At 29.5% G+C, this 22,298-nt stretch carries 20 protein-coding genes and 2 pseudogenes; 18 read left to right on the forward strand and 4 right to left on the reverse strand.

What is annotated here, in order from left to right; all coding sequences use genetic code 11:
- Positions 1–11: 11 nt before the first annotated feature.
- From AXE85_RS00975 to AXE85_RS00985, 3 genes are read right to left on the reverse strand one after another with little or no spacing between them, the layout of a single operon-like run.
- Complete coding sequence (locus AXE85_RS00975) at positions 12–593, reverse strand: CYTH domain-containing protein (RefSeq protein ID WP_062172159.1); 582 nt, start codon at positions 591–593, stop codon at positions 12–14.
- A 3-nt stretch (positions 594–596) separates the two neighbouring features.
- Positions 597–1,154 carry a tRNA 5-(aminomethyl)-2-thiouridylate-methyltransferase MnmM gene (locus tag AXE85_RS00980; RefSeq protein WP_062172161.1) on the reverse strand — a complete coding sequence of 186 codons (558 nt, stop codon included), beginning with the start codon at positions 1,152–1,154 and terminating at the stop codon, positions 597–599.
- Positions 1,147–2,076: an SAM-dependent methyltransferase gene (locus AXE85_RS00985; RefSeq protein ID WP_062172163.1), complete on the reverse strand. Its 930-nt coding sequence runs from the start codon at positions 2,074–2,076 to the stop codon at positions 1,147–1,149. Before AXE85_RS00985 ends, AXE85_RS00980 begins: the two co-directional genes overlap by 8 nt.
- A 221-nt stretch (positions 2,077–2,297) precedes the next feature.
- Between AXE85_RS00985 and AXE85_RS00990 the strand changes: the two genes are divergently transcribed.
- Positions 2,298–3,284, forward strand: coding sequence for a YeiH family protein (locus tag AXE85_RS00990; protein WP_062172165.1), 987 nt, complete (start codon positions 2,298–2,300; stop codon positions 3,282–3,284).
- 32 nt (positions 3,285–3,316) lie between these two features.
- Complete coding sequence (locus AXE85_RS00995; protein WP_062172168.1) at positions 3,317–4,243, forward strand: DUF561 domain-containing protein; 927 nt, start codon at positions 3,317–3,319, stop codon at positions 4,241–4,243.
- Positions 4,244–4,632: 389 nt separating this feature from the next.
- Here AXE85_RS00995 and AXE85_RS01000 read toward each other — a convergent pair whose 3' ends face one another.
- A complete protein-coding gene (locus tag AXE85_RS01000; RefSeq protein ID WP_062172170.1) occupies positions 4,633–5,832 on the reverse strand; it encodes a DUF805 domain-containing protein in 1,200 nt (399 codons plus the stop codon).
- A 574-nt stretch (positions 5,833–6,406) separates the two neighbouring features.
- Here AXE85_RS01000 and AXE85_RS01005 point away from each other — a divergent pair.
- From AXE85_RS01005 to glf, 16 genes and pseudogenes are all read left to right on the forward strand, one after another.
- Positions 6,407–7,258 carry a diacylglycerol/lipid kinase family protein gene (locus AXE85_RS01005; RefSeq protein ID WP_062172172.1) on the forward strand — a complete coding sequence of 284 codons (852 nt, stop codon included), beginning with the start codon at positions 6,407–6,409 and terminating at the stop codon, positions 7,256–7,258.
- A gap of 236 nt (positions 7,259–7,494) precedes the next feature.
- Entirely contained in the window at positions 7,495–8,967 is a 1,473-nt protein-coding gene (cpsA, locus tag AXE85_RS01010; RefSeq protein WP_062172174.1) for an LCP family glycopolymer transferase CpsA, read from the forward strand.
- Between the two features lie 3 nt (positions 8,968–8,970).
- The gene (locus AXE85_RS01015; protein ID WP_231723787.1) at positions 8,971–9,720 is read left to right on the forward strand and encodes a CpsB/CapC family capsule biosynthesis tyrosine phosphatase; all 750 of its coding nucleotides are present in this window, start codon (positions 8,971–8,973) and stop codon (positions 9,718–9,720) included.
- 17 nt (positions 9,721–9,737) lie between these two features.
- The gene (locus AXE85_RS01020; RefSeq protein ID WP_062172176.1) at positions 9,738–10,436 is read left to right on the forward strand and encodes a Wzz/FepE/Etk N-terminal domain-containing protein; all 699 of its coding nucleotides are present in this window, start codon (positions 9,738–9,740) and stop codon (positions 10,434–10,436) included.
- Positions 10,437–10,445: 9 nt separating this feature from the next.
- Positions 10,446–11,141 carry a polysaccharide biosynthesis tyrosine autokinase gene (locus tag AXE85_RS01025; RefSeq protein ID WP_062172178.1) on the forward strand — a complete coding sequence of 232 codons (696 nt, stop codon included), beginning with the start codon at positions 10,446–10,448 and terminating at the stop codon, positions 11,139–11,141.
- 24 nt (positions 11,142–11,165) lie between these two features.
- A complete protein-coding gene (locus tag AXE85_RS01030; RefSeq protein WP_062172180.1) occupies positions 11,166–12,527 on the forward strand; it encodes a sugar transferase in 1,362 nt (453 codons plus the stop codon).
- 214 nt (positions 12,528–12,741) lie between these two features.
- Positions 12,742–13,809 carry a glycosyltransferase gene (locus AXE85_RS01035; protein ID WP_062172181.1) on the forward strand — a complete coding sequence of 356 codons (1,068 nt, stop codon included), beginning with the start codon at positions 12,742–12,744 and terminating at the stop codon, positions 13,807–13,809.
- Positions 13,810–13,820: 11 nt separating this feature from the next.
- Complete coding sequence (locus AXE85_RS01040; RefSeq protein WP_062172183.1) at positions 13,821–14,684, forward strand: LicD family protein; 864 nt, start codon at positions 13,821–13,823, stop codon at positions 14,682–14,684.
- Entirely contained in the window at positions 14,665–15,522 is an 858-nt protein-coding gene (locus AXE85_RS01045; protein ID WP_062172185.1) for a LicD family protein, read from the forward strand. The genes AXE85_RS01040 and AXE85_RS01045 overlap by 20 nt, the downstream gene beginning before the upstream one ends.
- Positions 15,515–16,588, forward strand: coding sequence for a pyridoxal-phosphate-dependent aminotransferase family protein (locus AXE85_RS01050; RefSeq protein WP_062172187.1), 1,074 nt, complete (start codon positions 15,515–15,517; stop codon positions 16,586–16,588). Before AXE85_RS01045 ends, AXE85_RS01050 begins: the two co-directional genes overlap by 8 nt.
- 13 nt (positions 16,589–16,601) lie before the next feature.
- Positions 16,602–16,979 (forward strand): annotated as a pseudogene (locus AXE85_RS08525) (adenylyltransferase/cytidyltransferase family protein); the annotation flags it as partial.
- A 75-nt stretch (positions 16,980–17,054) separates the two neighbouring features.
- Positions 17,055–17,927, forward strand: a pseudogene (locus AXE85_RS01055) (Gfo/Idh/MocA family protein); the annotation flags it as partial.
- Positions 17,928–17,940: 13 nt separating this feature from the next.
- Positions 17,941–18,786 (forward strand): LicD family protein, encoded by an 846-nt coding sequence (locus AXE85_RS01060; RefSeq protein ID WP_106388761.1) that lies wholly within the window; start codon positions 17,941–17,943, stop codon positions 18,784–18,786.
- Positions 18,783–19,973, forward strand: coding sequence for a hypothetical protein (locus tag AXE85_RS01065; protein WP_062172191.1), 1,191 nt, complete (start codon positions 18,783–18,785; stop codon positions 19,971–19,973). Before AXE85_RS01060 ends, AXE85_RS01065 begins: the two co-directional genes overlap by 4 nt.
- A 13-nt stretch (positions 19,974–19,986) precedes the next feature.
- Positions 19,987–20,988, forward strand: a complete 1,002-nt coding sequence (locus tag AXE85_RS01070) for an acyltransferase (RefSeq protein WP_062172193.1) — start codon at positions 19,987–19,989, stop codon at positions 20,986–20,988.
- A gap of 53 nt (positions 20,989–21,041) precedes the next feature.
- Positions 21,042–22,142 (forward strand): UDP-galactopyranose mutase, encoded by a 1,101-nt coding sequence (gene glf / locus AXE85_RS01075; protein WP_062172195.1) that lies wholly within the window; start codon positions 21,042–21,044, stop codon positions 22,140–22,142.
- The last annotated feature ends 156 nt before the right edge of the window (positions 22,143–22,298 follow it).

The following is a 22,298-nucleotide window of genomic DNA, read 5'->3' on the forward strand; positions in this document are numbered from 1 at the left end:
TTAATATAGTATTATAATTTGTTTTTAGCATATTCCTCCGCCCTTGCGATTTTCGGTTTTGTCGAACGCTTTATTATATTAAATTCCCTTAGTATTTTTTCAAAAGCTAATTTCCCATCGTTATAATCACTAACTTCAAATTCTAATTCGTAGTCTACAACATCATTTAAAAATATTGTTTTATCCAAAACTAATAACCCTTGCGATAGTCTTAATTCCTTACGTATGGTTGTTATTTTCTGAAAAAGGAGTGGTGTTTTAATGTTTACATTCATGGCTTTCAATTCCGCCATTATTACTTCCGGCAATGACGATAAAACTTGCGGAGCGTTAGGATAAAGCTTGTTGTCTATCGGAACATTAATCTCAATATTACCCTTTAATTTTCTTGTTTTTAGTGTTATTTCATTTTTTCTCCCACTAAATCTCAATCGTAATGCCGCACCGAATTTCTTTAATGTTTTTTCATTATCATCATAGTAATAATTTTTATTAATAATTGTATTAATTTCTCCTAAATTAAAGGCTGTGAATAATCTTTGATATTCATCTTCCGTCAATAAATTTTTAAATTCTATTTCTTTTTCTCTCATCGCCTAAAACTCCTTTTTCTTCTCAAGTGCAATAACAAAAGGTGCATTATTTTTTTGATTAATAAATTGATACTGCAAAACTTCAACATTGTGCTGATTAAGTGCGGTTAGCGTATCTAAAAGTGCCGCCTTTTCTATTTTACCATTTTCATGACCCCAATAGACAACAATAACAATAATTCCTCCAATTTCTAAAACTTTCAGAAACTTCTCTATTGTCGTAACGGTTGTATCAGCTGTCGTCGTGATATTGTGATTTCCTTTAGGTAAATATCCAAGGTTAAACATTACGGCACGTACTTTACTTTTAATATAATTATCAAAATTAAAATGAGAATCCAAAATAAGTTCACACTTACTGTCTACCTCATTGTTTAGGAGTAACTGTCTTGTATTAAAAATAGCCTGTTCTTGAATATCAAAAGCAAAAACTTTTTTAGCGGAGGTTTTCGCTAAAAATAACGTGTCATTTCCATTTCCACATGTCGCATCTACAACTATGCTGTTTTTATCAATTTTTTCTTTTAATATTTTCTTGGAAAAAATTAAAACATTATCCATTTTTTCTATCCTTTTTCATTTCATCTAAAATATCCGAAAATTCATAATAGCTGTCACCCGCTATTGTAAAATCCAGTGCTGTATTTATTAACTTTGCCAGCAACTCTGTATTTTTTTGAGATAAATCACTAGATTTGCTATTTTCTCTAAGTTTTTTGATAATATTTTCTAATTTTTCTATAAGCTGTACTTCGGTTATATTGGCATTTTCATCAAATTCTAGAGTATAATCTTTAATATTAAAACTCTGCCCTTTTTTAAACGGTGGTATATATACGGCACGTAAATTATTTATCTTTTCTCCTACGGTCGCCGATAATTCATTTAAGGCAGATGTATAAAGTCTTTCATTCTTCGAACCGGCTTGTTCAACAATCTTAACTTCATAATCATATGGATAATAATTCATAAGCTCTGTGGAAATATTTGCCGCTGTCAAATCATCATAACATTGTGTTATTATTATGTGATGATATGGATTAATATTGCTAAATGACTTTAGATTCGTTGCATCCAGCAATGTAAAACTCTCAACAGGGTCAAATCTGAAAGCATTAAAACAAACATCAAGAAAACTTTCTCCACCGACAACATTTACTTCAACATCACTTTCTATTAAAAGCTGAGTAGTAAGTTCCGCTACCATAGGATGCCCCGGCAAAAGATAAAGAACATCATTACTTTTAGCAACATCAACGATATATTTAGCTATTTGTTTATAAGTATCTTCAAAATTATCATTTTCTAAATAAAATCTATCACAAGTTTCAAACAAAATATTATTATCACGCAAAAAATTCATAGCGGGATGCTCATCAATTCGGGCAATAATTTTTGCATTTTTATTTTCAAGAATAAGTGTTTTAATATTTTCTTTAATATTGTAACTGTCATTAGGACCAAGCCCAACAATATAAATCATAATTAATCTCCTATTAAAAAATCTTAAATTTATTATACTATGTTTCCTAAAATAATAATAGAGAAGAATATTTTTTATAATTATTTATGGGAGAAATTTTATCTATATATTATATTACATAATGTCGTAATAAAGAAGTAATTTTACTACACTATCATATTGAAATAATGCTATCAACTTAGTATAATAAATATAGAGAAGCAAAATAAAAGGAGGATTATATGGAAAGGTTAAAAAGTATTTGGTTTTACTGGACATTAGTCTTAATGTTTATTATTTCAATGATTGCTAAACAGCTTTCTCATGTATCATTTTTAAAATTATTCGGACATTTGGTAATAGCACTCGTAATAGGAATGTTGCTGCAAACATCCGCTCCGCTAAAAGAACAGACAAAAAAAGATATTCCATTTATCAGCAATAAATTTTTAAGACTGGGAATTATCTTATTAGGGTTCAAATTGGCGTTGGATAAATTACTAGTTGAGGGTAAAAAAACTCTATTATTAGCTTTTTGCGTCGTATTGTTCATGATTGTGCTTACCTATGTTTTATGCCGAATTTTTAAAGTTGATAAAGAACTTGCTCTACTGTCATCATGTGGTTGCGGAATATGCGGTGCTGCTGCCGTTATGGGTGTAAGCTCCCAACTACGTGCTAAAACGGAAAACAGTGTTCTTGCAGTAGCGGTAGTTGCTATATTAGGAACTATTTTTACCCTTATTGAAGTAACTCTAAAACCATATCTAGGACTTTCCGCTTATGAGTATGGAATTTTTACAGGAAGCAGTCTTCACGAAATAGCTCACGCCGTAGCAGCAGGTGGTGCCGGTGGACAAGTTGCACTGGATACGGCTATTTTAGCTAAATTATCACGTGTTTTGATGCTTATTGTTGTTGCAGGTGTTCTCGTTGTAATTAATCTTCGTTCAAAAGAAAAAGAGACCGGAAAAATGCCTATGCCTTATTTTATTATCGGATTTATCTTAATGAGTATTTTAGGCAGTTACGTTAATATACTAAAACCGTTAGCACCTTATTTTGTCGATGTTGCTTATATCTTCCTCGGAATGGCAATGGCAGCACTTGGTATGAGTGTCAATTTTACCGTAATAAAAAAACGTGGGCTTAGAGTGTTTTCTGCGTGCTTTTTATCTTCAGTAATTTTAATGGGCGTTTGTTATTTGGTCGCAAAATTTATTTTTTAACAAATATATAAATATTGAAAGGAGAAATACTTATGAATATTACAGAAGTTTTAAATATTGAGTATCCAATTATCCAAGGGGGTATGGCACAAATAGCAAGATATGAATTAGTCAGTGCAGTGTCAAACGCAGGTGGATTAGGTGTATTAGCTACCGGCGGTAGTACGGCTGAAGAGTTAAGATTTCAAATACAAGAATGTAAAAAACTGACATCAAAACCGTTCGCCGTTAACTTAATGTTAATGATGCCTAATGTTGAAGAACTAATAGACGTTCTTATAGAAGAGGGTGTCAAAGTAGTTACTACCGGTGCAGGAACACCGAGAAAATTTATGCCTCGTTTAAATGAAGCGGGTGTTAAAGTAATACCTGTAGTCCCTTCAGTAAAAACTGCAAAAAAAATGGAAGACTTAGGTGCAACAGCTGTAATAGTAGAAGGTATGGAAGCCGGCGGTCACGTAGGCGAGACAACAACAATGTCCCTAGTACCGCAAGTAGCCAGTGCAGTGTCTATCCCTGTAATCGCAGCAGGAGGCATAGGTGACGGGCGTGGTGTCGCTGCAGCTTTTTGTCTTGGTGCCAGCGGCATTCAAGTTGGAACTTTGTTTTTAGCAACTGATGAATGTCCGATTTCAAAAGAGTACAAAGAAGCAATTATCTCGGCAACAGATACATCAACAACGCTTACGGGTACAAAATTCGGTGCTCCTGTTCGCTGTTTAAAAAATGACTTAACAACACGTTACCATGAATTAGAAGAAAAATCGAATACTTTAATGGAACTTGAAGAATTAACACTCGGTTCTTTAAGACGCGCGGTATATGAAGGAGATATAGTAAACGGCTCTGTTATGTCAGGACAAATCGCCGGATTAGTCAAAGAAATACAACCGGTTAAAACGGTTATACAAACATTATTTAAAGAAGCCAATGAAGTATTGGAAAAAACTAAAATTTAAGTTTTTACTACTACTTCACAACTACAGAAGTAACAACAAAAAACTTTGTGTATAATTTATTCTTCACCTAGGTCCATTATTTGTGTAACAAGGGGAGGTTAAAGTTATGGTTAATTATAGTAATATTTTAGTGTCTATAATTGGTATAATAATAGTTATTATAGGCATATATATAATCTACAAACTAATAAAAAAATTAAAGTAAGAATATGTCTATATGAAAACAAAATTAGTTAATAACAGATAGTGAATTTTATTTAACAAAATTAGATTAATTATAATATACTGAAAACTTTATATATGCCATTTTTAATCTTTATTAGTATTGCGATAACCGTTAAAAAGAGATTACTCAATTTATGCTGAGTAATCTCTTTTAATATTAGAATTTATTTTTTTCTACGTTTATATATTACCTGATCGCCGGTATTTCGTTTTTGAAGACGATCATTTCTTGAATTTATTTGAGCGGTTTTTTGAGAATTTTCTTCCTTTAATGTCGGTTCAACATTAATCTCTTCTTTTTGAATATCAATATTTTTAGAGAAGGTTTCATTTTCTTCCGTATTAAATTGACTATTATTAGAGTTAAAATCCTGTTTTTGTGCGCTAAACTCTACATTTTGGTTATTAAATCTAGGGTTAAAACCTTGATTATTAGGATTTACCTGTTCGTTAGGATTAAAACTTTGAGCTGTTCTATTGTTAGTGTTAAATTGACCTTGATTATTAGGGTTGACGTTTCGACCATCTCCATTGAACTGAGAATGATTAAAGTTTTGACCTTGATTATTAAATTGAGAATTTTGTCCATTAAATCTTGGATTAACACCTTGGCTGTTAGGTCTTGGTTGTCCGCTTGCAAAATTTCCTTGTCCTCTTTGGTTATTAGAATTAAAACTTTGAGCATTTTGATTATTTCTATCGTAAGCTGTGTTGCGGTTTATCGGATTACCGAACTGGTCAAATTGCCCTCCTTGTTTAAAGTTTGGAATAGGATTACCAAATTGATCATATTGAACAAATTGTGAGTAGTACGCCTTAGCTTGCGGTGTCTGTCTTACAAAAAATTTAATAAAATCATCATTTTTATTAGTTTCAAGCGCATTAGAAGGTAATGACATTAGTATGAAGAAAAATCCTATAACATAAATAAATGATATTATGTATATTGTAAAGTAATTTAATAAATAAAACAATACAATTAAAATAGCCAATCCCCAGTTAGTAAAACCTACATCTCTTAAGCGACGTGCATAGCTTGCTGTTATAGGAATTAATATAATAATACCTATAACTATTAAAATAAAAATAACCGCTATACTGGTGGTTGCGGTAGATGCCGCATCAGCGAAAGAATTACCGGAAAAGTAATCATAATTACGATAAGCACGAGATGTAATTCCGGCAAAAGAAGCAAATACACTATAAAAAAATACAATTAATACAATTAAAAATCCAACGTGAATAGTTCCGACCGGAAACCAATGCCCGGCACGTGAAGAATAACCGTTAAAATCTACAAAACCTTTAAAAAAATCACTAAAAGCGGATCCAAAGGTAACGTGTTTTTTTCTTTGATCTATCATAAAATCCTCCTTAAAAAATAAACTTAGAATAATATACTAATAATATAATATCTATATAAATAAGTCAATTAAAACAAGGAATTTTATAAAGTGATTACCACTACAAACATTGCTATTAAGTTCGTTGCTGTTCTTAGTGGTGGAATACTAGCTTCACCTGAGATTATAAGCTCAGGTGAACCTTAAGGAAACTGCGTAGCAGTTAGTTCTTAAGGTTGCCACACCACTATAAAATCAGCAAAAAATAATATTTTGTATATAAATATATAGATTTACAATAAGGGGGATAATTTGTTTATCCAATCTTAAGTCTGGTTATACTTTTACCATAAATAATATAATATAGTAAGAAAATATATTTAGATAAAAAATAATATTTAAAATTTATATATAGAATAAAATTATAAATGGAAACATAGTGAATTATTAGATATGGAATTTTATAATTCACTATTTTTTATTTTTTGATTGATATTTTTTGTTGTTAAAAAGTTAAAGTAAATGATATTAAATTTGAAAGTAGAGTGTTTTTAAGGTATAATTGTTTAGAAGAATATAGTTTAGGATTTATGTGATGATTGAGATAATTGTTAATTCAAATAATAAAAATTCGCTAAAAAAATTAGCGGAACTTGAATGTTGTTTAAAACAGGAAAGAATAGTTTATAAAGTATTAAAAACATCAGAAAAAGAAAATGCAACATCGCTTATGGACAAAATAAAAGGTGATAATCTTATTGTTATAGGTGGTGACGGAACGATAAACGAAGTCATGAATAATTACCACAAGGAAAATATTATTTATTTTGCCAGTGGATCCGGAAATGATTTAGGTCGTTCTTTGCAACTTGATAAAAAAGTATCAAAGGTAACGAAACTTTTAGAAAACGGAGAAATCACTTATTATGATGTTGGTGAGATAGATGGAAGAAAATTTTGTACAGGTTTTGATATAGGGTATAACGCTGATGTTATCAGAAGGGTTGAAAGTTCGAAGTTTAAAAAATATTTTAGGAAGTATATTTATTTATTTTGCGGGATTATAAGTATTTTAAATTTAAAAAAATATAATGCTGAAATAATCTTTAATAATAAAAAAATAGAAACTACTAAACTGTATCTATTAAATGTGATGTTACAACCTTATGAAGGGGGAGGAGTAAAATTTTCCCATACTGCAAGCGGTAAAGACGGCATGTTCCATATATTAATTATGAGAAACATGAATCCGCCACTTTTTGTTTATAATTATTTATGTTTACTATTAAAACGTCATGACAAATTAAAAAAAGTGGAAATATATACTGCTAAAACATTAACGGTAAAAACAAATCAAAATTATTACCAAGTTGACGGAGAATTAATAAAAAATAAAAAACAACTAATGCTAAAATGTTTAGAGAAATATTATAAAATTAAAAAATAAAATAGAAATTTTAAAAATATTATATTGGTAATATGTAGTTATAGTTGTAAATATTTTGAGCTAATTTAAAATATTAAGGTAATTTCTCCTAAATTGTTCCAATTATTTATAGAAATTATAGAAACTTTTTAAAATTTTGTACGTATCTATGTGTGTAACATTAATGTAATAGACAACAGTTAAAATAAGTGATAGAATGGATAGAAGATAATTTTATAAAGTTAGGAATTAGAGAAATGTCAAGAAGAAATAAAAGAAATTTTGAAGAGGAATCCGGTAGAAAAATAGGTGGTTTTGATATCATAAACGGTATATTAAGTGCTGTGCTGTTAATAAGCGGGGTACTGGTCGGATACACCATGCTGAAGTATAATTTTTTAAATTTTAGAGGTGTTAATTATATACTGTTAGCTGTAATTATTTTTGTATTTATTATTTCTATAGTGTTATTAATAAAAAGAAAAGCAAAACTTTTTACAACCATAGCTTTATTGATTTTAAATGTAATATTAATATTTACATTTTTACAATTCAGAACAGCGATAAACTTATTTAATAACCTGAACAACACAGCCGGTGTCAATGAATATACCATGAGTGTTGTAGTATTAAAAAATAATAAAGCAAATAACTTAAAAGATATTGCCGGTGAACAAATAGCCGCACCTGTTTCGGCAGACGGTGAAAATATTAATAAACTGATGAAAAATATTCGTGATAATGAGAAGCTAAGTTTAAACTTGGTAGAAGTAAAAAACTATGTAACCGGTTATGAACAGCTCAAAAGTGGGAAAACTCAAGCGATGATATTAAATAGTTCATATGAGAGTTTCATCACAGCGCAATATCCGGAGTTTTTAGAAAATACTAAGAAAATTTATGAATTTAAGATAACAAAAGCGGTAACTGCAAAAAATAATGCGAAAGCAGGGGATACCTTTAACGTTTATATCAGCGGTATTGATACTTACGGGCCTATCTCATCGGTATCACGTTCAGATGTCAATATAATTATGACTGTAAATAAAAACACCGGAAAAATATTACTAACGACTACACCGCGTGATTCTTACGTGAAAATTGCAGACGGCGGTAATAATCAATATGATAAACTGACCCATGCCGGAGTTTATGGGGTGGATGCTTCTATACATACTCTCGAAAATCTATATGGAATTAAAATAGATTATTATGCAAGGCTTAATTTTACATCGTTCTTGAAGTTAATTGATACACTTGGGGGAATAGATGTTTATAACGATCAAAGTTTTAAATCACATATTGGCGGTTATGATTTCAGTCCCGGTATGGTTCACCTTGACTCACAACATGCTCTTGCTTTTGTTAGAGAACGTTACGGTTTAACCGGTGGAGATAATGATCGTGGTAAAAATCAAGAAAAAGTTATTGCGGCAATTATCAAAAAACTTTCTTCTAAAGAAGGGTTGGCAAACTATAACAGTATAATTAAAGAACTTAGCGAATCTATCCAAACTAATATGCCGTTGGAAACAGCGATGAGCTTGGCAAACGAGCAACTTAGTGCAGGAAAAGATTACACCGTATCATCACAAGCTTTAACAGGACATGGTACAATGGGACTACCGTCATATGCAATGCCGGGGGCTAATCTTTATATGACACAAATAGATAATAACAGTTTAAAAGAAGTTAGTGAAAATATTAAAAATGTATTGGATGGGAAATAATTAATGAAAGATTCACACAGGATGATAGATATTCACTCCCATATTGTGTTTGGAGTGGATGACGGAGCTAAAACAAAAGAAGATACTGAAGATCTCCTTAGAGAAAGCTTTAAACAAGGTGTCGGAACAATAATAGCGACACCTCACCGTAGACGCGGGATGTTTGAAGAAAGTATCGAAACCATAAAAGAAAATTTTAAAGAAGTAGAAAAAATAGCTAAAAATATTTCGGAAGATTTGAATGTTTATTTGGGGAGTGAGATTTTCTACAAGGAAGGGGAACTTGCTAATATTGAAAGTAGAAAATACCCGACATTGGCAGGCACTGATTATATATTGGTAGAATTTTCTTACGGAATCAGCTATAGAGAAATGTACAAAGCATTAAACGGAATAATTTTATTAGGATTATCACCGGTGATAGCTCATATAGAAAGATACGCTTGTCTTGAAAAAGATTTAAATCATGTTCAAGAATTAATAAATATGGGGTGTTATATGCAGGTTAATGCGGCAAGTGTCTTAAAAACGAAACTTTTTGGCGATAAACATAAACACTATAAAAAGCGTGCAAAAAAATATTTGGACGGCGAACTCGTACATTTTATAGCATCGGATATGCACAATATGACCTTACGAAGACCCCATATGAGAGAAGCATACGATATAATAGAAAAGAAATACGGAACGACAGTGGCTTATGAATTATTTGAAAAAAATGCCGAAAGGCTACTAATGAATAAAATTATATAAAGCGAAAGGAAATAATAATGAACAACAACGAACAAGATTTTGTGCAAATAGATATACTATTTCTATTGAGAAAGTTATGGAGTCAAAAATTAGTTATAGCGGTAATTTCGCTAACATTTACGGTGGTGGCGTTAGCTTACAGTCTATTTGTTGCGACACCGAAATACCAAAGTACAACCAAAGTATATGTTGTTAATCAAAAAAATGACAATAAAGCGATAACAACACAAGATGTTCAACTGGGAACGCTTTTGGTAAAAGACTATAAAGAAATCATTCTTTCTAATAAAGTATTAGAAGATGTCATTTCACAGAACGGTTTGACATTGTCGACAAAAACATTGGCTTCAAAAATTAATGTAGATGCACCGAAAGATACTCGTATTATTTCTATTTCGGTAACTGATAAAGATCCGGAAGCGGCCAGTAAATTAGCAAACGCCGTAAAAGAAGTATCAGCCGCTAAAATTAAAGAAGTAACAAAAATTGATGATGTAACAACATTGGAAGAAGCAAAACCGGCAGTGGTACCAAGTTCACCGAATATAGTGAAAAACGCTGTTTTGGCTACAGTATTAGGTTTTATCATATCGGTATTAGGTGTTATATTATTAGAACTACTGGACGACAGAATACGTAGACCTGAAGATATAGAAGAAGGATTAGATATGGTGTTGTTAGGGATAATACCTGATACAAAAGGAAATAAAAAATAGGAGGATAATATGGCGGAAATAAGTGTACTGAATAATGAAAAAATAGTAGATTCATCTATAAAAGAATATTACAATGCGTTAAGAACAAATGTGCAATTTCTTGGTAAAGATATTAAAGTAATAGCCATAACATCAACAAGTGAGAACGAAGGGAAAAGTACGGTGTCTATAAACTTGGCTATCTCACTGGCGGAACTTGGATTAAAAACAGTATTAATAGATGCCGATACTCGTAAATCGGTAATGGCAGGTAGATTTAAGTTTAAAAATAAAATAAACGGTTTAACAAACTATTTATCAGGAGTATCACCAATCGAGGATATTATTTATGAAACGGATGTTAATAATTTGAATATTATACCGGCAGGACAAGTGCCTCCAAATCCTACAGGACTACTGCAAAATCGAAACTTTAATGTTATGATAGATGTCTTTAAAGAATATTATGATTATATAATTATTGATACTCCTCCAATCGGAGCAGTAGTGGATGCCGCAATCATCTCCCAAAAATGTGATGGTTTTGCAATAGTTGTAGAATCAAACAAAATTAAGAAAAAAGTATTGGAAAAATCAAAAGAACAACTGGAAAAAGCAGGTTCAAAATTCCTCGGTGTAATTTTAAATAAAGTAGATGTTAAAGAAGTAACTTACGGTGGCTATGGTGCATATGGAGGTTACGGAGAATATGGGAAAGAAAATTAGTAACAAATTTAATAGGGAAAAAGTATGTATTATGTAAGAAGAAATAATAAAGTTTTGTTTTTAGTATTTGATATATTAGCGCTGTTCATTTCATACATGACGTGTTTCGATTCTATTTCGGGTAAATACAATCTGTATTTCTTCTTTGTATTGTCTTTAATAGCGGTAAGTATTTCATTATTTTCAGAAGAATACTGGACGATAACGGATAGAGGGTATTTATTAGAATTAAAGTCTACGTTTTTATATGTTTTAAAATTAATATCACTTTTTGTGTTATATTTAGTAGTATTTCACAATGCCATGTTATTAATATCTATTAAAGATTTATCGCTTCCGATTTTTAGTATAGCATTATTTATTATTATTTATATATTTAGAACAATAGCTAAAATAATAAATTTAAAATATCGAGATGATAGTAGAAAAATAATTATTTTGTCAAATTTTGAAGATCTCAATAAGTTCGGGGCTTTTCCTGCCAACTATCAGGTGGTAGCCTATTTTAATAATTCTGAAAAGAAAATTTATAATAATATACCTATTGTTCACAATATGGAGGAAATGAGAGAGTTCTTATCCCACAATAGAGTCGATGAGATTTATGCTAGTGTGAGCCATGAATCAAACGTTGTAGAAATTTTGGAGGGTTTTGATATTTTAGGAATACCGTTAAAAATTAATATAACACCGATTTTTAAGGGAATAAAAAGTAATTCAACATTAACTTTTCAAGGAGATGACGTATATCTTACGTCGGCAATAAAAATATCAACATTGAGGCAAATGATATTAAAAAGAGTAATAGATATTACTTTAGGAATATCGGGAACAATTTTAACAGCATTGGTAGCTGTAATAATTTATCCTAAGGTGAGAAGACAGTCACCCGGACCATTAATATTTAAGCAGGTAAGAATAGGGCAAAACGGGAAAAGATTTGAAATTTATAAATTTCGAAGTATGTACCTAGATGCGGAAGAGAGAAAAAGAGAGTTATTAGTACAAAATGAACATACAACAAATCTTATGTTTAAAATGGACAATGATCCGCGGGTTTTTCCATTCGGTCAGAAAATGAGGGATTGGTCATTAGATGAGTTGCCACAATTTATAAATGTCTTAAAAGGCGATATGAGTGTGGTAGGGACAAGACCACCAACAGTAGATGAATATGAAAAATACAATTTGCATCAGTTCAAGAGAATGAGAGTGAAACCGGGAATTACGGGAATGTGGCAAGTAAATGGTAGAAGTGACATAACAGACTTTGAAGAAGTTATAAAACTTGACATGAAGTATATTGAAAACTGGTCATTAAGATTGGACATAAAAATAATCGTAAAAACAATAATGGTAGTATTAAAAAGAGAAGGAAGTAAATAAAGGGAAGTGAATAAGAAGTGCAAAAGGATAGAAAAGGAGAAATATGCTTAAAGTTAATATTATAGCTGATTATACGACCGATTAATTTGGTTTTCTGTGAGAATTTATCTTTTCAGAACAAAGAATCAAAGGTACGTAGAGTGTAATTAAGTATAGATGAAGAGACAACAAAAATGTAGAGTGTGAAATATATAATATAAGGATAGATGACAAAATGGATTATTGTATAAGTATAAAAAAAGAATTGAGAGATACTGCGGGCATAAAAGCTCCTGAAGATATCTCTAATATAGCTAAAAAAAGAGGAATGGGAGAAATTTTATTTCCTAAATTCCCTACATATAAAAGTAAATTTTATCAAAAAGCGTGGCTATTTTTTGTAGTAGGGTATAATTGGTTAAAGATGTTCTGGAAGTTGAAAAAAGGTGATAGGGTAATCTTTCAACACCCGATGTATGGCGTAAGAGTAGCTAATTTTTTAATTCCTAAATTACAAAAATATAAAAAAATAAAATTTATATCTGTTATACATGATCTGGAATCTTTGAGAAAAGGGATAGATGGAGTTATAAAAAACAATCAAAATACAAACAAACTTGCAGATACGGAATTATTGAAAAAATTCGACAAAATAATATGTCATAATATTAAAATGCACAATTATTTGGTTGAAGCAGGAATAGAAGAAGAAAAATTAGAAGAATTACAAATATTTGATTATCTTAGTGAAATAGAACCTAGTTATAATATTGGAATAAAATATAACACAATTGTCATAGCAGGTAACTTAGCAGCAGGTAAGAGTAGTTATATCTATGATTTAATAAAAAACTCTAAAAAAGTTATGTTTAATCTATATGGACCAAATTTAAAAAAAGAAAAATTAACAGACAATGCTAAATATGTTGGTTCATTTCCTCCTAATGATTTAATAAAAAATATTAAGGGAGATTTCGGTTTAGTATGGGATGGTATTTCACTTGAAACTTGTACAGGAAATACAGGAGAATATTTAAAGTTTAATAATCCGCATAAGACGTCACTATATTTAGCAGCAGGACTTCCGGTTATTGTTTGGGAAGAAGCGGCAATATCAGATTTTATTAAGGATAATAATTTAGGATTTACTGTGAGTAATTTAAGTGAATTAGAAGAAAAATTAATATCACTTGACACAGAAAGTTATTCTGAGATTTTAGAAAATGTAAAAAGTATATCTCAAAAAATTAGAGAGGGATACTATTTTGGAAGAGTTCTGGATAAGACTCTTAGTGAGTTGTAGTGAGGTATAAAATGAAAATCGATAAGAATAATAGTAACTTGAATACATTGCAGAAAGAAATTTTAGATATTTTTTCACAACTATTACTAATATTTGATAATATGAATATAACTTATTATATCCAAGGCGGAACAATGCTGGGAGCTGTGCGACATCAGGGATTTATACCTTGGGACGATGATATAGATATAGCTATACCAAGGGAACAATATAAATATTTCTTAGATAATGTAGAAAGATACTTGGGGGAAAATTTAGAACTTAGGGTATATGATGATAATTCAGATCATCATTATTATTTTTCAAGAATAGTAAATAAAAATCATCAAGTCAAAAGATTAGGAAGTAAAGATAATAGAATAGAAAATGTTTGGGTGGATATTTTCCCATTAGACGGTATGCCTAGCGGAAGAATAAAAAGAGAGATCCACAAAGGAAGATTATTAGTAAATAGATTATTATATCATATATCTTGTCTAGAAAAAGTAAATACAAAACGACCGGATCGTTCTTTTTTGGAAAAAGTTATTATAAAAGTAGCGAGTGTAATTCCTATAGGGAAATATTTTGATACTAATAATCGATTGATAAAACTTGATAAATTATTGACTAAATATCCATATGAAAAATCAGATTGGGCAATTAATTTTATGGGTCAAACATCATATAAATTTAATGAATTATTTCCCAAAAAAATCTACAGTAGTTGTGAAGAATATAAATTTGAAAATTTAAAAGTAATAGGACCGAAAGAATATGATACATATTTAAGAACCTTATATGGAGATTATATGAAACTTCCGAAAGAGAAAGATAGAAATGCACATAAAACAATTATTGTTGAGGTAGATAAAGATGATGAGAGAAATAGCTAAGCAGTTAACCGAATCGGAATTGAAAAATATACAAAGGGTATTGCTTGTGATATTGGATGACATTATTGAAATATGTGAGAAAAATAAGATAGATTTTGTATTAATAGGGGGAAGTGCCATAGGAGCGGTAAGGCATCAAGGATTTATACCTTGGGATGACGATATAGATATAGCTATGACAAGAGAAGGTTTTGAAAAATTTATTAATATAATTAACGTACAATATTCTCATAAATACTCTATGTTAAATCCGGAGGAAAAACAAAATTACGGTCGTGTTATCCCTAAGATAAGACTTAAAGGGACTACATATAGAACGGTCTTGGAACAAGATTTAGATGATGTTGGAGTATTTATTGATATTTTTATAATAGAAAATGTTTTTGATAATAAACTATTAAAACATATTCATGGTATAGGTTCATTAGTTTTAGGTTTTTTACTATCTTGTCGAAGAAAATATAAAAATAAAAAAAATGATGATAAAAATATACGAAAGTATATAGGAGGATTGATTAGTTTTATAAGAATAGAGACACTTGCAACTCGTTATGATATGTGGAATAGAATGTGTAAAAATAATAATTCCAAAGAGGTTACGGTACCGGTTGATAAATTTCACTTTTATGGAGAAATTGAAAAAAGAAGTGATGTAGAAAAGCTTATTTCTGTAAATTTTGAAGGAAGAAATTGTTATATATTTTCTAATTACGACGATTATTTAATGAGAAGATATGGAAATTATATGAAGATCCCCCCGGAAAAAGAAAGAGTATGGAATCAATATATAGAATATGATTTAGGAAAATATAAATTAGGAGAAAAAGTCGATGATTAATTTTTCGGTAGGACCGGTACATTTAACAGAGGAAGTTATGGAGGCATATGGAGATATACCGTATTTTAGAACAAATGAATTTTCCGATATTATGTTGGAAAATGAAAAGTTGGTTAAAGAATTAACCAATGCGAGTGATAATGATAGAGTAATTTTTTTAACAGGATCGGGTACAGCCGGTATGGAATCAAGCGTAATAAATACTCTGACTTTAGAAGATAAGATATTAATAATAAATGGCGGTAGTTTCGGAACACGTTTTGCAGAAATTTGTAGTTTGAAAAAATTAAATTATGAAGAAATAGTTGTAGGGTTTGAAGAAATATTAACTCTTGAAAAATTAGAAAAATATAGTAATAAAAATTTTACAGCACTCGTAGTTAATTTGGATGAAACATCTATAGGGAAACTGTATGATATAGAATTAATAAGTAAATTTTGCAAGGGAAATAATTTATTTTTAATTGTTGATGCAATAAGTGCTTTTTTAGCAGATGAAATTGATGTGACAAAACACGGTATTGATGTTTTGATAATAGGTTCTCAAAAGGCGTTGGCTTGTCCTCCCGGCGTGGCAATAATTGTATTAAGCGAAAGAGCGATTGATAGAATAAAAAATATAAATCACGACATATTGTATTTTGATTTTAAAAAAGCATTAAAAGATGGAGAGAGAGGACAAACACCATTTACTCCGGCAGTAGGGATATTGTTACAATTAAACGCTCGATTAAAACAAATTTCTTCTACGGGCGGTGTAGAAGCGGAAAGAAAAAAAATAGAAAAATTAGCAAATGATTTTAGGGGAAAAGTAAAGGAACTACCTTTAACAATACCGCAATACAAGTTATCTAACACGGTAACACCTTTATTGACTAATAATTGTTCTGCAAAAGACATATTTAATATACTGAAAGATGAATATAAAATATGGGTTTGCCCTAATGGTGGAGAATTAGGAGAAAAATTATTTAGAGTAGGACACATCGGAAACTTATCGGTAGAGAAAAATAATGAGTTAATAAGTGCATTATATGAATTAAAAGAAAGAAATATTTTAAAATAGTGAGGATATAATGATGAAAAAAGTTATAACATATGGAACGTATGATTTATTACATCATGGGCATATAGCACTCTTGGAAAGAGCGAAAAAGTTAGGAGATTATCTGATAGTTGGAGTTACGGCAGATGCTTTTGATAAGAGGAGAGGGAAGCTAAATGTAAAACAACCGTTAGCAGAGCGTATAGAAGCTATAAGAAAAACCGGATTAGCTGATGAAATAATAATTGAAGAATATGTAGGTCAAAAGATTATAGATATTCAAAGTTATGATATAGACGTATTTACTGTAGGTTCTGACTGGATTGGTAAATTTGATTATTTAAAAGAATACTGCGAGGTTGTATATCTACCGAGAACAGAGGGAATTAGCAGTACCAAAATAAGAACAGAACAGAATCCTATTTTAAAGGTAGGGTTTTTAGGAACAGGAAGAACTACGGATAGATTTTACAAAGAAAGCACCACCGTGGGGTCATTATGTGTAAAATCTGTATATGCTCAAGAAAACACATATGGTTATAACAACGATGAATTAGAGTATTATTCAAATAAAAAAGAATTTTTTGATAGTATAGATGCAGTTTATATAGATAGTTCTGCGGATAAACACTATTCTATGATAAAAGAATCTTTGGAAAACGATTGTCACGTATTGTGTAATCCACCGCTATTTTTGAATAGAAAAGAAGCGATTGAATTATATGATTATGCGTACAAAAAAGGTTTAATTTTGTTTGAAGCGGAAAAAACACGTTATTTTCCTGCGTTAACTCATCTTCTTTTACAGTTGAAATCTGGAATAATAGGAGAGGTTAAAGATATAGATATTTCGTGTAGCCAAATCTTAAATAATATGGATAATGTAGTTAAAAATAAATATGAAGGAAGTTTTTATGATTGGAGTTCAACTGTGTTGTTTCCTATAATCAGTATATTGGGAAAAAATATAGGTGAATGTAAAATGTATAGCTTTGAAAAAAATAATTTCAGTTATCTAACAAAAGGCATTTTGGATTACGGAAAAGCTACAGCTACATTTAAAGCGGGGATAGGTGTAAAGACAGAAGGGCACTTGGTTATTACCGGAACAAAAGGTTATGTGTATGTACCATCTCCTTGGTGGAAAATAGACTATTTTGAAGTAAGATATGAGGATTTAAGAGATACAAAGAAATACTTTTATGAATACAAGGGAAATGGTTTCCGTTATTTAATGTTGGAATTTATAAAATTGATAAATAATATTAATGTAAATAACGCAAACAATAAGGAATACTGTATGTTATTTTTAGACATAATGGAGAAATATTCACAAGCTAAAGTTAGTTTATACGAATAGAAAGGAGAATTTTTTGGGGATTGTAAAATTAATGACATTGAAAGAATTGCAGGGAGCATATCTGGAATTATTAATTGAATTCGATAGTCTTTGCAAAGAATATAATTTAAGGTATGATTTATGCGGAGGCTCGATGTTGGGTGCAGTAAGACATCAAGGATTTATACCTTGGGATGATGATATAGATGTTGCCATGCCTCGTACAGATTATGAAAAATTATTGGAGTTAAATATAACCAATTCATTGATTATATCAGATGACAGAAAAATAATTTCTAATAGAGATAAATCTTTTGCACGTCATTTTTCCAGATATATAAGAAAAGATGTAGGCAGAATTGATGAAATGGCGGAGAAAGAGGATTGTCCGTATATAGGAATAGATATTTTTGTAGTTGATGGTATTCCTAGTAATAAATCTTTATTTAGTATGCAAGTATTTATCATAAAACAATTAAGAAGATTGCTATTAACTTCTGTGGAAAGAAAGAACACAAGCAGACGCGGAAAATTTAGTGCAAAAGTAAAAAATTTATATAGACCGATATTGAAGAAGATAGGTTCATATAATTTAGTAAGATTGTTAGAGTCGGTATGTAAAATTGTTAAATTTGAAGATGCCAAATATGTAGGAATTATAACAGGTATGTACGGCAAAAAAGAAAAATGGTTAAAAAAAGAAATGCTGCCACAAAAAGAATATCTTTTTGAGAAATACAAAGTTAAAGGGTATGCTAATTATGATATATATTTAACTAATTTGTACGGAAATTATAGAAAGTTACCTCCAAAGGATAAACAGGTGGCACATAATTCCAAAGGGTATAGAATTGATAAGAATTTAGGAGAAAAGCAATGAAAATTAGAATATCAAAAAATCATATAGGACAACTATGCTTTTATTTTTCATATAGTATATTTTTATTGTTTTCTCTTTTAAGTACATCGTTATATTATAAATATTTTTATGGAGCAACATATAAAACAATACTAATTGTATGTCTTTTATTTTTGATATTAAAAGAATTAACACACAATAAGTACAATTACAAGGATATTATATTACTTTTACTAGTAATAATATCGTCTGTAATAACATTTATGGCGGCTACCAATACAGAACAAAAAACAATCCCGCTAATGATAGTATTTATCTATTCAGCAAGGAATATAGATTTTAAAAAAATAGCACAAATATCTTTAGTAATCAGCAGTTTTGTTTTGGGTTTTGTAATAGTGAGCAGTTATTTTAACATAATTGAAAATTTTTTCGTAAATAAAGCGGATAGAACTCGAGAATATTTGGGATTTAGGTATGCTTTAAATTCAGCTACTATTTTTTCGAATATAGTATTTTTAAAAATATATATAGACAAAGAAAAAATAAAACTAAAAACATTAGGGATACTATTTATAATAAATTATTTAATTTATATTTATACAGATTCAAGACTAACTTCATTTATAAGTTTATGTTTTATAATATTTGCAATAATTATAAAATATCTTCCTAATGTAAAGCTGCGATTATTATATTATGTTTTCCCGTTCATGTATTTAATTTGTTCAACAATAAGTATTTATTTTACAATAAATTATAAAATGTTAAGTAATTGGCAATACAACTTAAATAGTATGCTTTCGGGAAGATTGTCTTTAGGTCAAGATTCTATACAAACATATGGATATGGTTTATTTTGGAAGAAGTTGTACTTAGTAGGAAACGGGTTAGATGTAAACGGAGAAATAAATTTCACTTCATACAATTATGTAGATAATTTATATGTACAGGTATTACAAAGGTATGGAATTATATTTATAATTTTACTTATAATAATTTTGACCGTAGTTATGTTTTATATAACTAAATTAAAGGATAACTATTTATTAGTAATATTTGCATTATTGGCTATTCATGGGATTATAGATGATTTAATTATATATCCTTATTATAATACTTTTTGGTTTATTTTAGGACACATATATTACAATAGCTCAACAAAATTTATTAATATCCATAAAAAACAGCGTAACTTAAATTACTAAGGAGAAAAGATTTATGAGAGATATTACTATAGATATGTTGAAAATTATAGCATGTTTGGGTATTGTCTTGTTACATGTTATGATATTAGGTTTTGATTTTTTCGGCGGTAATAACGTGAGTGCGTACTTATATTACATGGGTACATTTTCTGTACCATTATTTTTTATGATTAATGGTTATTTTTTATTGAATAAATTAAATTTATCGTATAAATATTTGATTATAAAAATAAAAAATATAGTAATTGTAGTGTTTAGTTGGAATATTATTTTATGGATAATGAAGAGGGATTTCTATAGTAATCCTATAAAGAAAATTGTCGGCTCTTTGTTGCAAAGGGGTTATTTTTTTCAATTTTGGTTCTTCGGTTCATTAATAATAATATATTTAACATTACCATATTTAAAGAAGTTACTAAATAATAAAAAAAATTATTTGAGAATATTGTTATTATTGCTGACAGTAGGAATAATAATAGAAATTATCAATTTATTTGTAATAGTGGAACCGATACAAAGATACATTCCACAAACTTTTAGATTATGGACGTGGTATTTTTACTATATTATTGGAGCTTACATAGGTAGTAGAAAAGAATTTATAATTAAACTTAAGATAAATAAATATATAACTTGCTTTTTCTTAATTATGTTATTTGTTTCTCCGATATTTTTATATTCTGTAGCCAAAAGTATTCATCATAATATTTTTGCAGAGTATTTTTATGACAGCTTGTTTATAAAAATTCTCAGCATAGGTATCTTTATTATATTTTTAAAGTTGGATTTTTCTACAATTAAACAAAATTACAAAAATACTATTTATCATTTGTCCGCCTTAACGATGGGGGTATACATATTGCATACTTATGTGATAAAATTCTTAGTGAAGATTATAAAAATAGGGTATTGGTATGATACAATATTGGTATTTGGATTAACGATAGGAATAAGTCTTTTAATATCGGGAATAATATATAGAATTCCGATTTTAAAGAATATTATTAAGATATAAGTCAATAATATAACTAAAATATATTTTTGAATATTATTAAAAGGGGTTTTAACATGTACGATTATTTAATAGTAGGTGCAGGACTTTCAGGGGCAATTTTCGCCTATGAAGCAACGAAAAAAGGAAAAAAAGTAAAAGTAATAGATAAGAGAAGTCATATCGGCGGAAATATTTATTGTGAAAATATAGAAGGTATTAATGTGCATAAGTATGGAGCACATATTTTCCATACTTCAAACAAGGGAGTATGGGATTATATCAATCAATTTGCCGAATTTAATAACTATATAAATTCACCGGTAGCAAATTATAAAGGAAAATTATATAACCTGCCATTTAATATGAATACATTTTATGCTTTATGGGGGACTAAAACTCCGGCTGAAGTAAAAACTAAAATAGCGGAGCAAACCGGTCACTTGCAAGATACTGAACCTAAAAACTTGGAAGAACAGGCGATAAAACTGATTGGAACAGATGTATATAAAACGCTAATCAAAGGGTATACAGAAAAACAATGGGGAAGAAGTGCAACAGAATTACCGCCGTTTATTATTAAAAGGTTGCCGGTAAGATTTACGTTTAATAATAATTATTTTAATGATCGTTATCAAGGTATACCAATCGGTGGGTATAACGTTATTATTGAAAATATGTTAAAAGGTATAGAAGTAGAACTGAATGTAGATTTCTTTGAAAATAGACAGGAATTGGAAGGCTGTGCTAAAAAAGTAGTTTTCACCGGAATGATAGATCAATATTTTGATTATAAATATGGCGAATTGGAATACAGAAGTCTTCGTTTTGAGCATGAGATATTAGATGAAGATAATTTCCAAGGAAATGCAGTTATCAATTATACCGAACGAGAAATACCATATACCAGAATTATTGAGCATAAACATTTTGAATACGGAACTCAAGAAAAAACTGTTATTACACGTGAATATTCAACTAGTTGGCAACGTGGAGACGAACCATATTATCCAATCAATGACGAAAAAAATAATGCGATATATCAAAAATACTTAGAAGAGGCGAATAAAAATAATAATGTTATTTTTTGCGGGCGTCTTGCAGATTATAAATATTACGATATGCACGTAGTAGTTGAACGAGTATTAGATGTGGTGAGAAATGAATTAGAAAAGTAGCGGGTATGTTTCAGGCTAAATTTTCGATAAAGATTTGTAATGAAATAGATACCTATAATTGACTTATAGAGAATTGATTTTGACTAAGGTTCAAAAATCTCCAAGTAAAATGCAAAATATTTTACCGTTACCGCTACAAAGAATAATCAACAAAGA

Origin of the sequence: Gemella sp. oral taxon 928 (assembly GCF_001553915.1) — a bacterium.
Lineage (GTDB): Bacteria > Bacillota > Bacilli > Staphylococcales > Gemellaceae > Gemella > Gemella massiliensis.

Excerpts from the sequence above, each read along its gene's own strand:
- AXE85_RS00975 (WP_062172159.1), bottom strand. The coding sequence starts at position 593 with ATGAGAGAAAAAGAAATAGAATTTAAAAATTTATTGACGGAAGATGAA.
- AXE85_RS00980 (WP_062172161.1), bottom strand. The coding sequence starts at position 1,154 with ATGGATAATGTTTTAATTTTTTCCAAGAAAATATTAAAAGAAAAAATT.
- AXE85_RS00985 (WP_062172163.1), bottom strand. The coding sequence starts at position 2,076 with ATGATTTATATTGTTGGGCTTGGTCCTAATGACAGTTACAATATTAAA.
- AXE85_RS00990 (WP_062172165.1), top strand. The coding sequence starts at position 2,298 with ATGGAAAGGTTAAAAAGTATTTGGTTTTACTGGACATTAGTCTTAATG.
- AXE85_RS00995 (WP_062172168.1), top strand. The coding sequence starts at position 3,317 with ATGAATATTACAGAAGTTTTAAATATTGAGTATCCAATTATCCAAGGG.
- AXE85_RS01000 (WP_062172170.1), bottom strand. The coding sequence starts at position 5,832 with ATGATAGATCAAAGAAAAAAACACGTTACCTTTGGATCCGCTTTTAGT.
- AXE85_RS01005 (WP_062172172.1), top strand. The coding sequence starts at position 6,407 with ATGATTGAGATAATTGTTAATTCAAATAATAAAAATTCGCTAAAAAAA.
- cpsA (WP_062172174.1), top strand. The coding sequence starts at position 7,495 with ATGTCAAGAAGAAATAAAAGAAATTTTGAAGAGGAATCCGGTAGAAAA.
- AXE85_RS01015 (WP_231723787.1), top strand. The coding sequence starts at position 8,971 with ATGAAAGATTCACACAGGATGATAGATATTCACTCCCATATTGTGTTT.
- AXE85_RS01020 (WP_062172176.1), top strand. The coding sequence starts at position 9,738 with ATGAACAACAACGAACAAGATTTTGTGCAAATAGATATACTATTTCTA.
- AXE85_RS01025 (WP_062172178.1), top strand. The coding sequence starts at position 10,446 with ATGGCGGAAATAAGTGTACTGAATAATGAAAAAATAGTAGATTCATCT.
- AXE85_RS01030 (WP_062172180.1), top strand. The coding sequence starts at position 11,166 with ATGTATTATGTAAGAAGAAATAATAAAGTTTTGTTTTTAGTATTTGAT.
- AXE85_RS01035 (WP_062172181.1), top strand. The coding sequence starts at position 12,742 with ATGGATTATTGTATAAGTATAAAAAAAGAATTGAGAGATACTGCGGGC.
- AXE85_RS01040 (WP_062172183.1), top strand. The coding sequence starts at position 13,821 with ATGAAAATCGATAAGAATAATAGTAACTTGAATACATTGCAGAAAGAA.
- AXE85_RS01045 (WP_062172185.1), top strand. The coding sequence starts at position 14,665 with ATGATGAGAGAAATAGCTAAGCAGTTAACCGAATCGGAATTGAAAAAT.
- AXE85_RS01050 (WP_062172187.1), top strand. The coding sequence starts at position 15,515 with ATGATTAATTTTTCGGTAGGACCGGTACATTTAACAGAGGAAGTTATG.
- AXE85_RS01065 (WP_062172191.1), top strand. The coding sequence starts at position 18,783 with ATGAAAATTAGAATATCAAAAAATCATATAGGACAACTATGCTTTTAT.
- AXE85_RS01070 (WP_062172193.1), top strand. The coding sequence starts at position 19,987 with ATGAGAGATATTACTATAGATATGTTGAAAATTATAGCATGTTTGGGT.
- glf (WP_062172195.1), top strand. The coding sequence starts at position 21,042 with ATGTACGATTATTTAATAGTAGGTGCAGGACTTTCAGGGGCAATTTTC.